Below are 14,859 nucleotides of genomic sequence, written 5' to 3' on the forward strand. Positions count from 1 at the left end.
GAAGCGGGTGTCTGAGCCGCAATCGGTTTTCGGAAAAGATCGCTAACAGGGCAGGTAGCGGCATGTCATTAAGCGTCGTCTTCATGGGAACGCCGGAATTCTCGGCCGCGACCCTGCGCGCGCTCGCCGATGCCGGGCATGAGATCGCCGCCGTCTATTCGCAGCCGCCGCGTCCGGCCGGCCGGCGCGGACTCGAGCTCACCAGATCGCCGGTCCACCGATTGGCCGAGGAACTGGGTGCTCAGGTGCGCACGCCCGCTTCGCTGAAAAGCGAGCCGGAGCAGCAGGCTTTCCGCGACCTCGGAGCCGATGTGGCGGTGGTCGTCGCCTACGGCCTGCTGTTGCCGAAGCCGATTCTCGAAGGCACCCGTTTCGGTGCCTTCAACGGTCATGCCTCGCTCCTGCCGCGCTGGCGCGGCGCGGCTCCCATTCAGCGCGCCATCATGGCGGGCGACGCCGAGACCGGCATGATGGTCATGAAGATGGACGAGGGGCTCGACACGGGTCCCGTCGCCATGACCGAGCGCGTTGCGATCGGCGCCGACATGACGGCCGGTGAGTTGCACGACCGCCTGATGGCTGTCGGCGCGGGGCTGATGGGGAAGGCGCTCGCGGCGCTCGATGCCGGAACGCTCGAGCTTGCGCCGCAGCCCGGGGAAGGCGCGACCTACGCGAAAAAGATCGCCAAGGAGGAAACCCGCATCGACTGGAATCGGCCGGCGGACGAGGTGCACAATCATATCCGCGGCCTCTCGCCTTTTCCCGGCGCATGGTGCGAGATGGAACTCGGGGGCAAGGTCGAGCGCGTGAAGCTGCTGCGTTCAACACAGGTGAAAGGCGCGGGCAAGCCCGGGGAGGTGCTGGACGGGACGCTGGCGATCGCCTGCGCGCAAGGCGCCGTTCGGCTCCTCGAGCTGCAGCGCGCCGGCGGCAAGCCGCTGGCGGCGGTGGATTTCCTGCGCGGGGCGAAACTCGAACCGGGAGATTGCTTGCGATGACCCATGCTCTGATCCGCGAGGTCCGCGAGGCCGACCGCGAGGCGATCCGCAATGTCGTGGCGCATGCCTTTGGCCAGGCGGGCGAAGCCGATCTGGTCGACCGTCTGGTGGCCGATGGCGACGACGTGCTGGAACTCGTTGCCGAGCGCGACGGCAGGATCGTCGGCCATGTCCTGTTTTCACGGCTCGGCGTGGAGACGGCGAACCGCAGCTTTCAGGCGGTGGCGCTCGCGCCCGTCGCGGTGGACATGGAATATCGCGGCCAGGGCGTCGGCAGCGTGATGATCGAGGAAGCGCACCGGCGCTTGCGGCTTGCCGGCGAGGCGCTTTCGGTCGTGCTCGGCGATCCGGCCTATTACGGCCGGTTCGGCTACAGCCACGAAAGGGCGGCGGGCTTCAGCAGCGACTATCAGGGCTATGCGCTGCAGGCACTGGCCTGGAGTGACGCGCCTGCCACGGGGCGGCTCGTCTATGCCGCCGCCTTCTCCGCCATCTGATGCCGCGCTACCGCCTCGACATCGAATATGACGGCAGCGCCTATGCCGGCTGGCAGCGCCAGGCGGAGCTGCCGTCCGTGCAGGCGGCGATCGAGAAGGCGATCCTCGGCTTCTGCGGCCAGGAAGTGACGATCCGCGGCGCCGGCCGAACGGATGCCGGTGTACATGCGACGGGTCAGGTCGCCCATGTCGACCTCGAAAAGGGCTGGGACCCCGACAAGGTCCAGGGCGCGCTCAACGCCCATCTTGCGATGGCCGGCGATGCGGTTTCGGTTCTGGCGGCGAGCCTGGTTGCGGATGATTTCGACGCACGCTTCTCCGCGACGGCCCGGCATTATCTCTATGTCATACTGAACCGCCGCGCGTCGGCGGCGCTCATGCGCAAAAAGATCTGGCACGTGCCCAAGCTTCTGGACGAGGGCGCCATGCACGAGGCCGCGCAGCGGCTCGTCGGCCGGCACGACTTCACCACCTTCCGCTCCGTGCAATGCCAGGCGAACAGCCCGGTCCGCACACTCGACCGGCTCGACGTGACGCGCGACGGCGACCTGATCGAGATACGCGCCTCGGCTCGATCCTTCCTGCACAATCAGGTGCGCTCGATGGTCGGTACGCTGAAGCGCGTCGGCGAGGGCGCGTGGGATGCCGGCGATGTCGAGGCTGCGCTGAAGGCGGCGGACAGGGCGGCCTGCGGCCCGGTCTCGCCGCCGGACGGGCTCTACCTCACTAGGGTCGACTACTGACCGCCTCGAGCCCCGCCTGCGCCAGCTTGGCGAGCGCCGGCCATTGGGTCGTCACGCCGGCCTGCACCGGCCGTTCCAGATAGGTGGAAAGCACGACGTAGCTGCGTGTCGCCTTGACGCCGGGCGTGTCGTAGAGCCGCGCCAGCAGCCCTTCAAGGGCGTGGGCGTTTTCCGTGCGCACCTTGAGCAGCATGCAGGTGTCGCCGGCGACGGAATGGATTTCCTCCACCTCGGGGTGCTCCTCGATGGCGAGCAGCACCGGCGTTTTGCCCCAGCCGGTCGTGTCCACATGAACGAAGGCGAGGAGCGGCTTGCCCGCCGCGTCCGGATCGATCAGGGCGGCGATCTTCCTGATCGCGCCGGAACGTTTCAGCCGCTTGACGCGCTCATGCACCGCCGGCGGCGAGAGCCCGACCCGGTCGCCGAGTTCGGCATAGCTGACCGTGGCGTCCTCGATCAAAGCGCCTAACAATTTTCGGTCCATGGCGTCGAGCGCGCGTTCGGCCGGGCGCTTCAGCCGAACGACATCTGTTTTTTCATCCATCTCGATATTCCCGATTGTAGCCGAATTTCATTCGGTAATAATGAGGTAATGACGAATTTTGATCAACAGATATCTGCTTCCTCCCGCCGCCCGGGGATTCCCGCGATCGCCTATGCGCTGACCGCCTGCATCGGCGTCATCGGCTCAAACTCGCTCGCCCTGGGTCCGATCGCGCCCGAGGTCGCGAACGCGCTCGGCACGGACGTGCCGGCGGTGATGTCGGCCTCGGCCGTCTTCGGGCTTGGAACGGCGGCGAGCGCCTTCTTCCTCGGCCGGGTGATCGACCGCTTCGGGCCCCGCGCCATGCTGAGGGTCTCGCTTATGCTGTTCGCCGTCGGGCTGGTGCTGAGCGCCGTCGCTCCGGGGCTCGCGACCTTGGTCGCCGCCCAGTTCGTCACCGGGATTGCCGCCGGCATCGCCCTGCCGGCGATCTACACGCTCGCCGCCGTGGTGGCGCCCGAAGGACGCGAAAGCGAGACGATCGGCATCGTGCTTACCGGCTGGACGCTCAGCATGGTGGCCGGCGTGTCGCTGGCGGCGGTGCTGGCCGATCTTTTCGGGTGGCGCTTCGTCTATGGCGTCGTCGCGACGGCAACGCTCGTCGTGCTCGGCGCGATTTCGCTCACCGCGTTCGGCGAGGCGCCGCGCGCCGCCACCGCGCCATCGCCGTTCGAGGCTCTGCGCGTGAAGGGTGTGGCGGCGCTGCTCGTCGCATGCGCGGCCTTCATGGCCTCGTTCTACGGCGTCTATGCCTATGTCGGCGACCATCTGCACGACGCGCTCGGGCTCAGCCTCAGCGCCAACGGTCTTGTCGCCCTGGCCTATGGCATCGGCTTCGGCGGCGCGGTGTTCCTCGACGGGCTCATCGACCGCTTCGCCGCGAGCCGCCTCCTGCCGGCGATCTTCCTCGTGGTGACGGCCGTCTACGCGGCCATGGCTTTCGCCGCCGGAAGCTACGCCGTCATGCTCGTCATGGTGCTGCTCTGGGGGCTCGCCAACCATTTCGGGCTGAACGTGCTGATCATGCGCCTGACCGCGCTCGACCCCACGCGCCGCGGCGCCATCATGGGGTTGAACAGTGGTGTGACATATCTTGCGCTGTTTGCCGGAACCGCCGGCTTCGGCCCGCTCTATTCGGCGAACGGCCTCGGCTTCCTCGCCATCGTGGCTTCCGGCCTGATGCTGATTGCCGCCGCCGCGGCGGCGCTCGCTCCGCGGCCGCGAAGCCTATAGCGGCGGCACGCCCAAAAGCTCCTGCAGCGCGAACAGGACCAGGAGGGAGGCGAAGAACATGCCGGCGAAGACGGCGGAGGCCATCGCGGGCCCCTTGGCGATCGCCACATTGGTGAGCCGCCAGAACAGCACCAGCGTCACCAGGAAGATGACGAGGGCGAGAACCGAGGTGGCGTCCCTGGCGCCAGGCCAGAACAGATCGATGACCGAGACGGGCAGCAGGAACCAGATCAGCAGCGCCGAGGCCCAGTTGCTGGCGACCACATAGGGGATCACGCGGTCCTTGAGCCCGACATAGCCGGAAACCGTGACGAATATGGCGAGCGGAATAACCCATGAGCCGAGGTCGATGATGGCCAGCCTGACCACATGGGCGAGACGCGCGGCGAAGGGCACGTCCGGGCCAAACGCGTCATTGGCCATCGGTACCCAGCCCGCAAGCATGGCCGGCAGTGCGACGACGATCGCGGAGAAGGAATTCCAAAAGCCGTCGACGGATAGGTCGAGCATCCGCAGGCCGTCGGGGCGGCCGGTCATCATTCGCCAGACGCCGAAGAGGTAGCGCTGTATGTCTTCGGCGGGCGGCATTTCTATCCGAACCAGTCTTCCAGGAACCGCAGATATATTTGCGTCAGCGTTTCGAGATCGGCAAGCGCCACGCGCTCGTCCACCATGTGCATCGTTTGGCCCACGAGGCCGAATTCCACGACCGGGCAATAATCCTTGATGAAGCGTGCGTCGGAGGTGCCGCCGGAGGTGGAAAGCCGCGGCGTGCGACCCACCACCGCCTCGATCGACTTGGTCAGGCCGGCGACCAGCCTGTCGTCGCGGGTGAGGAAGACCGGGCTCGGCGGCGCGCGCCAGATCAGTTCGAACTCGATGTTCTCGTCGCGGCCGGGGCGCAGCTTCGTGTCCGAGGCGGCGCGGTCGAGCCGGTTGTGAACCTCCGCCTGCAGCGTCTCGGCCGTCCAGCTGTCGTTGAAGCGGATGTTGAAGGAGGCGGTCGCCTTGGCGGGAATGACGTTGGCCGCCGGATTGCCGACGTCGATGGTGGTCACTTCCAGGTTGGTCGGCTGGAAGTCCTTCGTGCCCTCGTCGAAGGCGGGGTGAAGCAGCGCGTCGACCAGCGTGACGATGCCGCGCACCGGATTGTCGGCGAGGTGCGGATAGGCAGCATGTCCCTGGCGACCATGGACGACGACGGTGCCGGAGATCGAACCGCGCCGGCCGATCTTGATCATGTCGCCGAGCGCCTGCGGATTGGTCGGCTCGCCGACGACCGAGGCGTCCCATGTTTCGCCCTTCTTCGCCGCCCAATCGAGGAGCTTGACCGTGCCGTTGATCGCCGGGCCTTCCTCGTCGCCGGTGATCAGCAGCGAGACCGAGCCCCTCGGCCCGCCATGCTTTTCGACATAGCGTGCGACCGCGGCGATGAAGCAGGCGATGCCGCCCTTCATGTCGACCGCGCCGCGGCCGTACATCTCGCCATTGGCGATCTCGGCCGCGAAAGGCGGATGCGTCCACGCGGCTTCGTCGCCTATCGGAACGACATCGGTGTGCCCGGCGAACATGAGATGCGGGCCGTTGCCCGAAAGCCGCGCGTAGAGGTTCTCGACGTCGGGCGTGCCGTCCTCGGAGAAGGTGGGGCGGTCGATCGAAAAGCCGAGCGGCTTCAGCATCGATTCCAGCGCCGAGAGCGCGCCGCCCTCGGCAGGCGTCACCGACGGACAGCGGATGAGGGCGGCGAGGTTTTCAGCGGGGTCTTTGGGCAATGTCATGGCAACGACGGATATTCGAAAGAAAGCCGGCTGTCACGCTGCTGTGTCCGCTCCTCGAATGGGCCAGACGCCGGACGCAGCCATCATGCTCAGCGCGGCGCGTTGGTGTGGACGCCATAGATGTTGGGACCGCGGTCGCCCGGCAGAAGGCAGAGCACGACATAGGCGATGATCGATACGACCGGAATGAAGAGCGCGACGGCGAGAATGCCGGGCTTGCCGAAATCGTGCAGCCGCTTGACGCCGAGCGCGACGTTCGACCAGATCGAGACGATCACGGCCACCCAGAAGGCGAGCGCCCAGAACTGGCTCGCCGCGCTCTCTTCCGGCACCATGCTGAAGCGATAGAGCAGGAACACCTGCACGATGGCGAGGAACAGGCCGGCGAGGAAATAGGCCGCGCGGCTGACGCGGCCCGAAAAGCCGAAGAAGAGCCAAAGGATCTGGTTCTTGCTCAAATTGTGATGCTCCGGCTGCATGGCGCCTGAAAGGGCTCGTCAGTCCCTGAGGAGTTCGTTGATCGAGGTCTTCGAGCGGGTCTTCTCGTCGACCTTCTTGACGATGACGGCGCAGTAGAGGCTCGGGCCGGGCTCGCCATTGCCCATCGGCTTGCCGGGCAGGGCACCGGCGACGACGACGGAATAGGGCGGAACCTCGCCATAGGTGATGTTGCCGGTCTCGCGGTCGACGATCTTGGTCGACTTGCCGATGAAGACGCCCATGCCGAGCACGGAGCCCTCGCGCACGATGCAGCCTTCCACGACTTCGGAGCGCGCGCCGATGAAGCAATTGTCCTCGATGATGGTCGGGCCGGCCTGCATCGGTTCGAGCACGCCGCCGATGCCGACGCCACCCGACAGGTGCACGTTCCCGCCGATCTGCGCGCAGGAGCCGACGGTCGCCCAGGTGTCGACCATCGTGCCCTCGCCGACATAGGCGCCGAGATTGACGAAGGAGGGCATCAGCACCGCGCCGGGAGCGATATAGGCCGAATGGCGCACCACGCAGTTCGGCACCGCGCGGAAGCCGGCCTTCTCGAACTCGTTCGGCGACCAGCCGTCGAATTTGGAGGCGACCTTGTCCCACCAGACGGATTCGCCCGGCCCGCCCTTGATGATCTCCATCGGGTTGAGCCGGAAGGAGAGCAGTACCGCCTTCTTGAGCCATTGGTTGACGGTCCACTGGCCGTCGCCCTGGCGTTCGGCGACGCGCGCCTGGCCCTTGTCGAGCAGTTCGAGCGAAGTCTCGACCGCCTCGCGGATTTCGCCGCGCGTGCCGGTGTTCACAGCATCGCGCTCGTCGAAGGCCTTGTCGATGGTCTTCTCCAGGGCCGCGAAATCCGTTTTGGTCATCAAAAAGCTCCGTTACACGTGCTGTTAAGGGGGTAGCCGTTAGGCTGGGAGGGCAAGTCGACCCGCAATTGGCGCGGAAACTATTCCATGCGCCGAAAAGGGTCAATCACGGGACGCGCCCTGGGCAGAGGCGCAACGATACGGTGCAGATTCAAATGAACCCCATGGAAAAAACCGGCTGGACGCCTCTTCCGCATTCGGATGAGGATCTCCAGCGCGCGCGCAGCGTTCCCGACACGCCGCAGACGCGCTCCCAGACATACAGGCTGGCCTGGGACGACGAGGAATTCCTGACCCAACGCGAGCTGCGCGCGGTGCGGCTGCAGCTCGAATTGCTCAAGCCGGAGATGATTCTGGCGGAGCGCGGCGTGCGCTCGACGGTGGTGCTGTTCGGCGGCGCCCGCATTCCCGAGCCGGGCGGTCAGGCCTGGGCGGCCAAGAACGAGACGCAGAAGAAGAACCTGGAAGCCAACAGCCGCTACTACGAGGAGGCGCGCAAATTCGCGCGGCTCTGCTCCGAGCATTCGGCGAAATCCTATTACCGCGAATATGTGGTAGTGACCGGTGGCGGGCCCGGCGTGATGGAGGCGGGCAACAGGGGCGCGGCCGATTGCGGCGCGCCGTCGATCGGCCTCAACATCGTGCTGCCGCACGAGCAGGCGCCGAACCTCTATGTGACGCCCGAACTCTGCTTCAACTTCCACTATTTCGCGGTGCGCAAGATGCATTTCATCATGCGCGCCAAGGCCGTGGCGGTGTTTCCAGGCGGCTACGGCACGATGGACGAGTTCTTCGAGACGCTGACCTTGATCCAGACCGGGCGGATGCAGCGCGTGCCGGTCATCCTCTTCGGCAAGGAATTCTGGTCTCGCGCCATCGATCTCGATTTCCTCGCCGAGCAGGGAACGATCTCGCCCGGCGACCAGGACCTCATCGATGCCGTGGATACGGCGGATGAGGCCTGGGAGATCCTGGCGAAGTTCTACGATATCGCCTGACCGCGTTTCTACCGCATGGCGTCGGCGTCCTCCGGTCCCTGGGGGCGATGAACCACCGTCACCAGCACGAAGGATATGATCATCAGGAGATACCAGGCACCGAGCTTCTGGATGGAGACCGGCGTCCATGTCTCGTTCTGGCTGGGATAGACCCACGCTCGCGACCATGTGCCGATGTTTTCGGCGAACCAGATGAAGAGCGAGACCAGCAGGAAGCCGACGAGCAGCGGCATGCGGTGGCGAAAGCGGAAGACGCGATAGTGCACGGTCGTCCGCAGATAAAGGATGGCGGTTGCGGCGAAGAGCCCGTAGCGGATGTCGAGCGTGAAATGATGGGCGAAGAAATTGACGTAGATGGCGCCAGCCAGCGCCACCGTGGCCCAGAACGGCGGATAGCGCGTATAGCGCATGTCGAAGATGCGCGTGATCCGGGCGAGATAGGAGCCGACCGCGGCATACATGAAGCCTGAAAAGAGCGGTACCGCGCCGATGCGGAAGAAGCTGTCTTCGGGGTAGATCCAGGAGCCGGCCTGCGTCTTGAAGATTTCCATCGCCGTGCCGACGATATGGAAGATCAGAATGACCTTGGCTTCCGACAGCGTTTCCAGCCTGAAGGCCAGCATGGCGAGCTGGATGCCGAGCGCGGCCAGAAACAGGAAATCGTAGCGCGCAAGCACGACATCGTCCGGCCAGAAGAGCCGCGTGCCGATGATGAGCGCCAGCATCGCCCCGCCGAACAGGCAGGCCCAGGCCTGCTTCAGCCCGAAGACGAGGAATTCGACCAGCCCGCCCGACAGGCCTGACGCCGGCAGCCTGTCGAGGACGGCATGCGCGGCCGCGTCGATCCGCGCCTCGAGCGAGGTGAAGCGCTTCAAGCGGGCGGCGCTTTCAGGATCGACGACAGAAAACCTGCGAGATCGTCGGTGACATAGTCGACGTCGTCTTCATGATCGGCGTCGCGTTCCCATATCTCGGTGAATGTCGGCTCGAAATTGTTCGGCACGATGAGCACGGTCGTCATGCCGAGCGCCTTCGGCACGGCGAGGTTGCGCGCCAGATCCTCGAACATCACCGCGTTTGGGCCGGATATCCGATGCAGCGCGACGAACTTGTCGTAGGTGGCGGCTGCCGGCTTCGGCAGGAGCCCGGCTGCGATGATGTCGAAGATGTCGTCGAAATGGTCGAGGATGCCGAGTTGGCGGGCGGTCCGCTCGGCATGACCCCGGTCGCCATTGGTGAAGATGAACTTGCGTCCCGGCAGCGCCTTGATCGCCTCGCCGAGTTTCGGGTTGGGATCGACCCAGGAATAGTCGATGTCGTGCACCTTGTTGAGGAAGTCGTCCGGGTCGATCTTGTGACGTTCCATCAACCCGTTCAGCGTCGTCCCGTATTCGAGATAGAGCTCCTTCTGCAGCTTGCGCGCATCGTCGCGCGGCAGTTGCAGCAGCTCCGACACATAGGCCGTCATCTTCACGTCGATCTGGGAAAACAGGTTCGAATGATGCGGATAGAGCGTGTTGTCGAGGTCGAAGACCCAGTCGGTGATCTGGGTGAAGCGGCGGGGATCGGGTGCGTTGGTCATGGCGCATCGTTAACATGGATTCGGGCGCGCCGGCGCGAATTTTAGCCCGACGGAAACGCTCGGTTCACGTTTGTCGTGGCATGACCGCCGCCCATGGGGGAAACGTCTTCGATGCAGCGGATAATCCTGAACTCCACCGTGGCGGCGCTGGGCTCGGCCGCGGCGTCGCTTCTGATCGTGGCGGTGATGGTGCCGGCACTGGGCGGAAGCGTCGACGGCAACGCGATACTGATGTCGATCCTCTGTCCGCTCGTGATCGCCTGGCCGGCGAGCGCCTACACCTTCTGGCAGAAGGAAAGGCTCGCCATGGCGCTCGCCGAGCTGAAGGCGACGCATCTGCGCCTCGAGGACGCCCACTCCGCGCTTGCGGAGGCGCATGCGCGCCTGGCGGAGAAGGCGCGGCGCGACGAGATGACCGGCCTGCTCAACCGCGAGACCTTCTTTGCCGCGTTGGAGAAGAGCCGGAGGCGCACCGACGCCGGCACGCTGCTCATCGTCGATGCCGACAATTTCAAGGCCATCAACGACAATTTCGGCCATCTCAAGGGCGACGAGGCGTTGCGTCTGATCAGCGCGGCCATCCGCGGCGCGGTGCGCGAGGGCGACCTGCTCGGGCGAATCGGCGGCGAGGAATTCGCCGTCTTCCTCGCCGGCGTGGAGGGTGAAGAGGCAGCCCAGGCCGCCGAGCGCCTCAGGCAGGCGGTTGAGCGGTTGCGCTTCTTTCCCGATGATGACGCGGTCCTGCCGCTGACGGTCAGCATCGGCGGTACGCCGCATCGCCCCCGGCAGGGCCTATCGGACCTGATGCGGGCGGCCGACGGCCGCCTCTATGAAGCGAAGCGGCTCGGCCGCAACCGTGTCGTGCTCGACGGCTCGGTTTCGGCCGCGGCATAGGCGAGAACGGCTGGGCGCAGTTGCGCTCCAACGATGGGCCAGCCATTGCGGGCACGGCCGCGATGGCTTAGTCAGTCGACCAACCGTTTCACCGAGCACCCAGCGCCTTCTCCCCATGGAACTCTGGATCCCGATAACCATCGCTGCGGCGTTCCTGCAGAACCTCCGCTCGGCCGCGCAGAAGCATCTGAAAGCCGTGATGGGCACGACCGGGGCGACCTTCGTGCGCTTCGGCTTCGGCTTGCCTTTCGCGCTCGCCTTCGTGGCGGGACTGCATCTGGTCGCCGGCTATGCGCTGCCCGCGCCGAATGCGCGCTTTCTCGGCTGGGTCGTGATCGGCGGGCTCGGCCAGATCACCGCGACCTTCCTGCTGATCCACCTTTTCTCGCATCGCAATTTCGCGGTCGGCACCGCCTATTCGCGCACCGAGCCGGCACAGGCCGCGCTCTTCGCGCTGATCTTCTTCGGCGAGCGCGTGACGGCGGGTGCGCTGGTGGCGATCGCGATCAGCGTCTTCGGGGTGATGCTGATCTCGGTCGCGCACATGCATCTGACGCTGCGCAACCTCGTCGCCTCCGTCTTCGCCCGCAACGCCCTGATCGGGCTTGCCTCCGGCACCTTCTTCGGCATTTCCGCTGTGTCCTATCGCGCCGCCTCGCTTTCGCTCGGCGGGCCGAACTTCATGATGCAGGCGGCCGTCACGCTCGCCTGGACGATCACCCTGCAGAGCGCGGTGATGGCCATATGGATGCTGTGGCGCGAGCGCGACGAGATCGGCCGCATCGCCAAGGCGTGGAAGCCAGCGCTCTTCACGGGACTGACCGGAGCGACCGCCTCTTTCGGCTGGTTCATGGCGATGACCCTGCAGCAGGCGGCCGTGGTCAAGGCGCTGGCGCAGATAGAGATGCTGTTCACCTTCGCCGCCTCGGTCTTCTTCTTCAAGGAGAAGATCAACCGCATCGAGACCGCCGGCTGCATCCTGATCGTGGCGGGGATCGTGGTGCTGGTGCTGGCGGGATAATCCCCGGCGGCAAAAGGATCCGGCTCACGGCTCCGATGGGGCCTCATCAGCAGCTGCGAGCCGGATCGAACGGCCATGTCGCCATGGCCGGTATCGGCGGCGAATGCGATACGAAGGCTCCCCGGAGCCCGGCACGCGCGCCTTAGTCTCTCGTGGAGGACGGCTCAGATCGTGGACACTACCTGACGACGATCGCGACCGTACCCGACTGGTAGCGCTTCACCTCAGACCCGGCCCTGACGCCTGTCGCGTTGACGGCACGTGTGGGCACCCGCGTCTTGCACTGGTCACTGACGCGACTGGAAAGGCCGCCGTCCGAATAGGAGACGATGCCTGACCGAGGCAGGCGCCTCGAGACCGTGTCGAAGCTCGGCGGCGCGGCGCCGCAGCCATCCGCTCGATAGGCGGTGAGATGTTTCGTCTCCCCAATGGAAAGCTCGACGGTCTTGTCGGCGCTGCCGGCGCTGACGCAGCCGGCGAGTGGAGCGAGTAGCAGGAGTGCGAGGCGATGGTACATGCTCTATATTCCCTTGATGGTTGCCTGCGACGCGAGCGCGGACGCGCCCGTTCGTCGCGCAAAGCTTGTGCGATTTTCGATCCTCGTCCCGCGCAAAATGCGGTCATTGCCGGAAACTACGGAAAAAGCCGCGTCGGGCTCGCTTGCCATTCCCGGAAACTGACGGAAAATACCGAAAGGACTGTCGGGGGGGGCTTTGGGCATGAGCGCAGGAGGCTGGGGCGATTTCGACACCTGGCACGAGTTGTTCGATGCGCTGTGCAACCGTCGCGGCTGGTATGACAACAACGATCCGGCAAGCGAGCTGTGCGCCCGCCTCGGCAAGAATTCGCGCCAGGACTTCGAGGCCGCGAAGAAGAAGCTGCGTGCATGGCGCGCCGGCCGGCGGTTGCCGCTGCGGCGCAACCTAGCCACGCTGGCGCAACTGCTGGAGGTGGACGGCGATCCCGAGCTGGAACGCCGGTGGCTGACGCTCTATCGCCACGCGACAATGGCGGACGACACGAGCGACGCGCATGTCGCGCCGCAGGCCATGGGACACGCCGGGCGGCGCGTCCCGACTGGCTGGGCGCTGGCGGGCATGGCCCTGCTTCTCGGCTCCGGCGCGGTCTACGCCGCCATGGCCAGCAGCAGGCACGCCGCGCTGGCGGCGCTGCCGCAGGTGAGCTTCGAGGGATATGTGCGGATTCCGGTCGGAACCAGCCACCTCATCCACGGCGCGCTGGAAAGCTGCGAGAGCGAGGCGCCCGAGTGGGACGAGATCGCCGCCACGCTGCCGCAGACGCCTTACGGTGCCCTTACCGACGGCGGGCTCGTCCGCAAGGTGGTGCGGCGCTGCACAGCGGAGAAACTTGTCAGGGGTGTGAGGTTCACCGGCATCGCGCCGGGAACCGCGGAGCTGAGGCTGTTCGGCGACTACGTCAAGGTCGACGTGGTGACCATAAAGCCGGAAGCTGCAAACGAGGGGAAGTGAGACATGTCCGAACAACGCTACGACCACATCAATCGCTGGAACGTCCTTTTGGACGAGCTGTGCAACCGCGCCGGCTTCGTCGACACGGCGTCTCTGGCGGCCCGCTTCTGCGAATTGTCCAACAATGGCGCGCAGCGGGAGTTCGACACCGCAATGCGCAACCTCAACAACTGGCGTTCGGGCCGGCATGTTCCGCGCCTGCGCAGCCTGCGGATACTGGAACAGCTCCTCGGCGTCGACGACGATCCGGCGCTTGCGGCGCGCTGGCATGCGCTCTACCGGCAGGCACGTGAGGCGGAGGAGGACAACGAGCCGGCCGTGCCGGCGGGCACGGCGGCGCAGGCGACCGGCGGACAACGCGGCCTCGCATGGTTCGACATGCGGACGGCAGCGGGCGGGGCGCTGCTGTTCTGCCTCGGGGTAGGCAGCGGTGCGCTGCTCGCCTCCGACTGGCGGCCGTGGAGCCTGGTGCCTGCCGACGCGCCGCTCGTCGACTATACGCCGGAGTTTCAGATCACCGTCGGGGAAAGCCGCATCATCCACTCCGAGCGCGGCGATTGCGGCAAGCTGCCGCGTGACTGGCCCGACGTCGCCAATGCGCTGCCCGTGACCCAGACCGGCACGTTCTCCGACGGCGGTCTCGCTCGGCGCAACAGCAAGTTCTGCAAGGGCGAGACGCCCGCGCGCGCGATCGTGTTCACGGCGACGCAGGCGGGCGTCGAGGAATTCCTGATACAGGGCGACTTCTTCCGGGTGACGGTCGCCGAAGCCGGTGCACAGGCCGAGGCCGTCGCCCAGTAGCCGTCCTAAGGCAGCATCAGCGTGCCCGCGCCGTGCTCGGTGAAGAGTTCCAGCAGCACCGAATGCGGCGTCTTGCCGTTGAGGATGACGACGCCTTCGACGCCGCGCTCGATAGCCTCGATGCAGGTCTCGACCTTGGGGATCATGCCTCCGGAGATCGTGCCGTCCCTGATCAGCGCCCTGGCCTCGGCGACCGTCAGCTCGTCGATCAGCTTCTTGTCCTTGTCGAGCACGCCCGGAACGTCGGTGAGGAACAAGAGCCGCGAGGCGGAGAGCGCGCCGGCGATGGCGCCGGCGAAGGTGTCGGCGTTGATGTTGTAGGTGTGGCCGTCGCGCCCCGGTGCCACCGGCGCGATCACCGGGATCATTTCAGAACGGGCGAGGAGGTCGAGCAGCGTGCGGTCGACCTCGACGGGCTCGCCCACGAAGCCGAGATCGAGCACGCGCTCGATGTTGGAATCCGGGTCGGTCACGGTCTTGCGCGCCTTCTCGGCGAAGACCATGTTGCCGTCCTTGCCGCAAAGCCCGATCGCCCATTCGCCTTCGGCGTTGATGAGGGCGACGATCTCCTTGTTGATCGAGCCGGCCAGTACCATCTCGACGATCTCGACGGTCTTCCGGTCGGTGACGCGCAGGCCGCCCTCGAATTTGGATTCGATGCCCATCTTGGTGAGCATCGCGCCGATCTGCGGACCGCCGCCATGCACGACGATGGGATTGACCCCGGACTGCTTCAGGAGCGCGATGTCGCGCGCGAAGGCCTTGCCGAGTTCCGTGTCGCCCATGGCATGGCCGCCATATTTCACGACCACCGTCTTGTTCTCGTAGCGCTGCATGAAGGGCAGGGCCGCCGAAAGAAGGCTTGCCTGCTGCTCGGCGGTGTCGAGAGGTTCCGTCATGATTGTCCTCGGCCAGAAACGGGTCGCGC

18 protein-coding genes are annotated in these 14,859 nt (G+C 65.9%); 9 read left to right on the top strand and 9 right to left on the bottom strand.

The window, feature by feature from the left end:
* Nucleotides 1-62 precede the first annotated feature (62 nt).
* From fmt to truA, 3 genes are read left to right on the top strand one after another with little or no spacing between them, the layout of a single operon-like run.
* Nucleotides 63-998, top strand: coding sequence for a methionyl-tRNA formyltransferase (fmt, locus tag XW59_RS21220; protein WP_047147646.1), 936 nt, complete (start codon nucleotides 63-65; stop codon nucleotides 996-998).
* The gene (locus XW59_RS21225) at nucleotides 995-1,495 is read left to right on the top strand and encodes an N-acetyltransferase (protein WP_047147787.1); all 501 of its coding nucleotides are present in this window, start codon (nucleotides 995-997) and stop codon (nucleotides 1,493-1,495) included. Before fmt ends, XW59_RS21225 begins: the two co-directional genes overlap by 4 nt.
* On the top strand, nucleotides 1,495-2,238 hold the full coding sequence (gene truA, locus XW59_RS21230; RefSeq protein WP_047147645.1) for a tRNA pseudouridine(38-40) synthase TruA: 744 nt from the start codon (nucleotides 1,495-1,497) through the stop codon (nucleotides 2,236-2,238). Before XW59_RS21225 ends, truA begins: the two co-directional genes overlap by 1 nt.
* On the opposite strand, the gene XW59_RS21235 is transcribed toward truA, so the two are convergent.
* Nucleotides 2,222-2,782, bottom strand: a complete 561-nt coding sequence (locus tag XW59_RS21235; RefSeq protein ID WP_047147644.1) for an Lrp/AsnC family transcriptional regulator — start codon at nucleotides 2,780-2,782, stop codon at nucleotides 2,222-2,224. The genes truA and XW59_RS21235 overlap by 17 nt on opposite strands.
* 48 nt (nucleotides 2,783-2,830) lie before the next feature.
* Here XW59_RS21235 and XW59_RS21240 point away from each other — a divergent pair, with 48 nt between their 5' ends.
* A complete protein-coding gene (locus XW59_RS21240) occupies nucleotides 2,831-4,015 on the top strand; it encodes an MFS transporter (RefSeq protein ID WP_047147643.1) in 1,185 nt (394 codons plus the stop codon).
* Here the strand turns inward: XW59_RS21240 and XW59_RS21245 are convergent.
* The 4 genes from XW59_RS21245 to dapD form a co-directional block, all read right to left on the bottom strand.
* The gene (locus tag XW59_RS21245; RefSeq protein ID WP_047147642.1) at nucleotides 4,010-4,603 is read right to left on the bottom strand and encodes a hypothetical protein; all 594 of its coding nucleotides are present in this window, start codon (nucleotides 4,601-4,603) and stop codon (nucleotides 4,010-4,012) included. The two genes, XW59_RS21240 and XW59_RS21245, sit on opposite strands and share 6 nt — an antisense overlap.
* A gap of 2 nt (nucleotides 4,604-4,605) precedes the next feature.
* Nucleotides 4,606-5,793, bottom strand: a complete 1,188-nt coding sequence (gene dapE, locus XW59_RS21250; protein ID WP_047147641.1) for a succinyl-diaminopimelate desuccinylase — start codon at nucleotides 5,791-5,793, stop codon at nucleotides 4,606-4,608.
* An 89-nt stretch (nucleotides 5,794-5,882) separates the two neighbouring features.
* Nucleotides 5,883-6,251, bottom strand: coding sequence for a DUF805 domain-containing protein (locus tag XW59_RS21255; RefSeq protein ID WP_246666161.1), 369 nt, complete (start codon nucleotides 6,249-6,251; stop codon nucleotides 5,883-5,885).
* 39 nt (nucleotides 6,252-6,290) lie between these two features.
* On the bottom strand, nucleotides 6,291-7,145 hold the full coding sequence (gene dapD, locus XW59_RS21260) for a 2,3,4,5-tetrahydropyridine-2,6-dicarboxylate N-succinyltransferase (protein ID WP_047147639.1): 855 nt from the start codon (nucleotides 7,143-7,145) through the stop codon (nucleotides 6,291-6,293).
* 155 nt (nucleotides 7,146-7,300) lie between these two features.
* On the opposite strand from dapD, the gene XW59_RS21265 reads away from it, so the two are divergent.
* Nucleotides 7,301-8,143, top strand: coding sequence for an LOG family protein (locus tag XW59_RS21265; protein ID WP_136068401.1), 843 nt, complete (start codon nucleotides 7,301-7,303; stop codon nucleotides 8,141-8,143).
* 8 nt (nucleotides 8,144-8,151) lie between these two features.
* Here XW59_RS21265 and XW59_RS21270 read toward each other — a convergent pair whose 3' ends face one another.
* Both XW59_RS21270 and XW59_RS21275 read right to left on the bottom strand, forming a co-directional pair.
* The gene (locus tag XW59_RS21270; RefSeq protein ID WP_047147637.1) at nucleotides 8,152-9,018 is read right to left on the bottom strand and encodes a DUF817 domain-containing protein; all 867 of its coding nucleotides are present in this window, start codon (nucleotides 9,016-9,018) and stop codon (nucleotides 8,152-8,154) included.
* Nucleotides 9,015-9,725, bottom strand: coding sequence for a pyrimidine 5'-nucleotidase (locus XW59_RS21275; RefSeq protein WP_047147636.1), 711 nt, complete (start codon nucleotides 9,723-9,725; stop codon nucleotides 9,015-9,017). The genes XW59_RS21270 and XW59_RS21275 overlap by 4 nt, the downstream gene beginning before the upstream one ends.
* 111 nt (nucleotides 9,726-9,836) lie before the next feature.
* Between XW59_RS21275 and XW59_RS21280 the strand changes: the two genes are divergently transcribed.
* Entirely contained in the window at nucleotides 9,837-10,619 is a 783-nt protein-coding gene (locus XW59_RS21280; protein WP_047147635.1) for a GGDEF domain-containing protein, read from the top strand.
* Between the two features lie 115 nt (nucleotides 10,620-10,734).
* A complete protein-coding gene (locus XW59_RS21285) occupies nucleotides 10,735-11,640 on the top strand; it encodes a DMT family transporter (protein ID WP_137327069.1) in 906 nt (301 codons plus the stop codon).
* Nucleotides 11,641-11,818: 178 nt separating this feature from the next.
* Here the strand turns inward: XW59_RS21285 and XW59_RS21290 are convergent, their stop codons facing one another.
* Nucleotides 11,819-12,157: a hypothetical protein gene (locus XW59_RS21290; protein WP_047147633.1), complete on the bottom strand. Its 339-nt coding sequence runs from the start codon at nucleotides 12,155-12,157 to the stop codon at nucleotides 11,819-11,821.
* Between the two features lie 202 nt (nucleotides 12,158-12,359).
* On the opposite strand from XW59_RS21290, the gene XW59_RS21295 reads away from it, so the two are divergent.
* Both XW59_RS21295 and XW59_RS21300 read left to right on the top strand, forming a co-directional pair.
* The gene (locus tag XW59_RS21295; protein ID WP_047147632.1) at nucleotides 12,360-13,130 is read left to right on the top strand and encodes a hypothetical protein; all 771 of its coding nucleotides are present in this window, start codon (nucleotides 12,360-12,362) and stop codon (nucleotides 13,128-13,130) included.
* A gap of 3 nt (nucleotides 13,131-13,133) precedes the next feature.
* Nucleotides 13,134-13,931 (top strand): hypothetical protein, encoded by a 798-nt coding sequence (locus XW59_RS21300; RefSeq protein ID WP_047147631.1) that lies wholly within the window; start codon nucleotides 13,134-13,136, stop codon nucleotides 13,929-13,931.
* 5 nt (nucleotides 13,932-13,936) lie between these two features.
* Here XW59_RS21300 and argB read toward each other — a convergent pair whose 3' ends face one another.
* A complete protein-coding gene (gene argB / locus XW59_RS21305) occupies nucleotides 13,937-14,830 on the bottom strand; it encodes an acetylglutamate kinase (RefSeq protein ID WP_047147630.1) in 894 nt (297 codons plus the stop codon).
* Nucleotides 14,831-14,859 lie beyond the last annotated feature (29 nt).

Source organism: Aquamicrobium sp. LC103 (assembly GCF_001014615.2).
Lineage (GTDB): Bacteria > Pseudomonadota > Alphaproteobacteria > Rhizobiales > Rhizobiaceae > LBCQ02.

Coding starts and splice junctions, on each gene's coding strand:
- XW59_RS21275 (WP_047147636.1), bottom strand. CDS start 9,725: ATGACCAACGCACCCGATCCCCGCCGCTTCACCCAGATCACCGACTGG.
- XW59_RS21280 (WP_047147635.1), top strand. CDS start 9,837: ATGCAGCGGATAATCCTGAACTCCACCGTGGCGGCGCTGGGCTCGGCC.
- XW59_RS21265 (WP_136068401.1), top strand. CDS start 7,301: ATGAACCCCATGGAAAAAACCGGCTGGACGCCTCTTCCGCATTCGGAT.
- truA (WP_047147645.1), top strand. CDS start 1,495: ATGCCGCGCTACCGCCTCGACATCGAATATGACGGCAGCGCCTATGCC.
- XW59_RS21225 (WP_047147787.1), top strand. CDS start 995: ATGACCCATGCTCTGATCCGCGAGGTCCGCGAGGCCGACCGCGAGGCG.
- XW59_RS21285 (WP_137327069.1), top strand. CDS start 10,735: ATGGAACTCTGGATCCCGATAACCATCGCTGCGGCGTTCCTGCAGAAC.
- XW59_RS21295 (WP_047147632.1), top strand. CDS start 12,360: ATGAGCGCAGGAGGCTGGGGCGATTTCGACACCTGGCACGAGTTGTTC.
- XW59_RS21240 (WP_047147643.1), top strand. CDS start 2,831: ATGACGAATTTTGATCAACAGATATCTGCTTCCTCCCGCCGCCCGGGG.
- XW59_RS21300 (WP_047147631.1), top strand. CDS start 13,134: ATGTCCGAACAACGCTACGACCACATCAATCGCTGGAACGTCCTTTTG.
- dapE (WP_047147641.1), bottom strand. CDS start 5,793: ATGACATTGCCCAAAGACCCCGCTGAAAACCTCGCCGCCCTCATCCGC.
- fmt (WP_047147646.1), top strand. CDS start 63: ATGTCATTAAGCGTCGTCTTCATGGGAACGCCGGAATTCTCGGCCGCG.
- XW59_RS21235 (WP_047147644.1), bottom strand. CDS start 2,782: ATGGATGAAAAAACAGATGTCGTTCGGCTGAAGCGCCCGGCCGAACGC.
- argB (WP_047147630.1), bottom strand. CDS start 14,830: ATGACGGAACCTCTCGACACCGCCGAGCAGCAGGCAAGCCTTCTTTCG.
- XW59_RS21290 (WP_047147633.1), bottom strand. CDS start 12,157: ATGTACCATCGCCTCGCACTCCTGCTACTCGCTCCACTCGCCGGCTGC.
- dapD (WP_047147639.1), bottom strand. CDS start 7,145: ATGACCAAAACGGATTTCGCGGCCCTGGAGAAGACCATCGACAAGGCC.
- XW59_RS21245 (WP_047147642.1), bottom strand. CDS start 4,603: ATGCCGCCCGCCGAAGACATACAGCGCTACCTCTTCGGCGTCTGGCGA.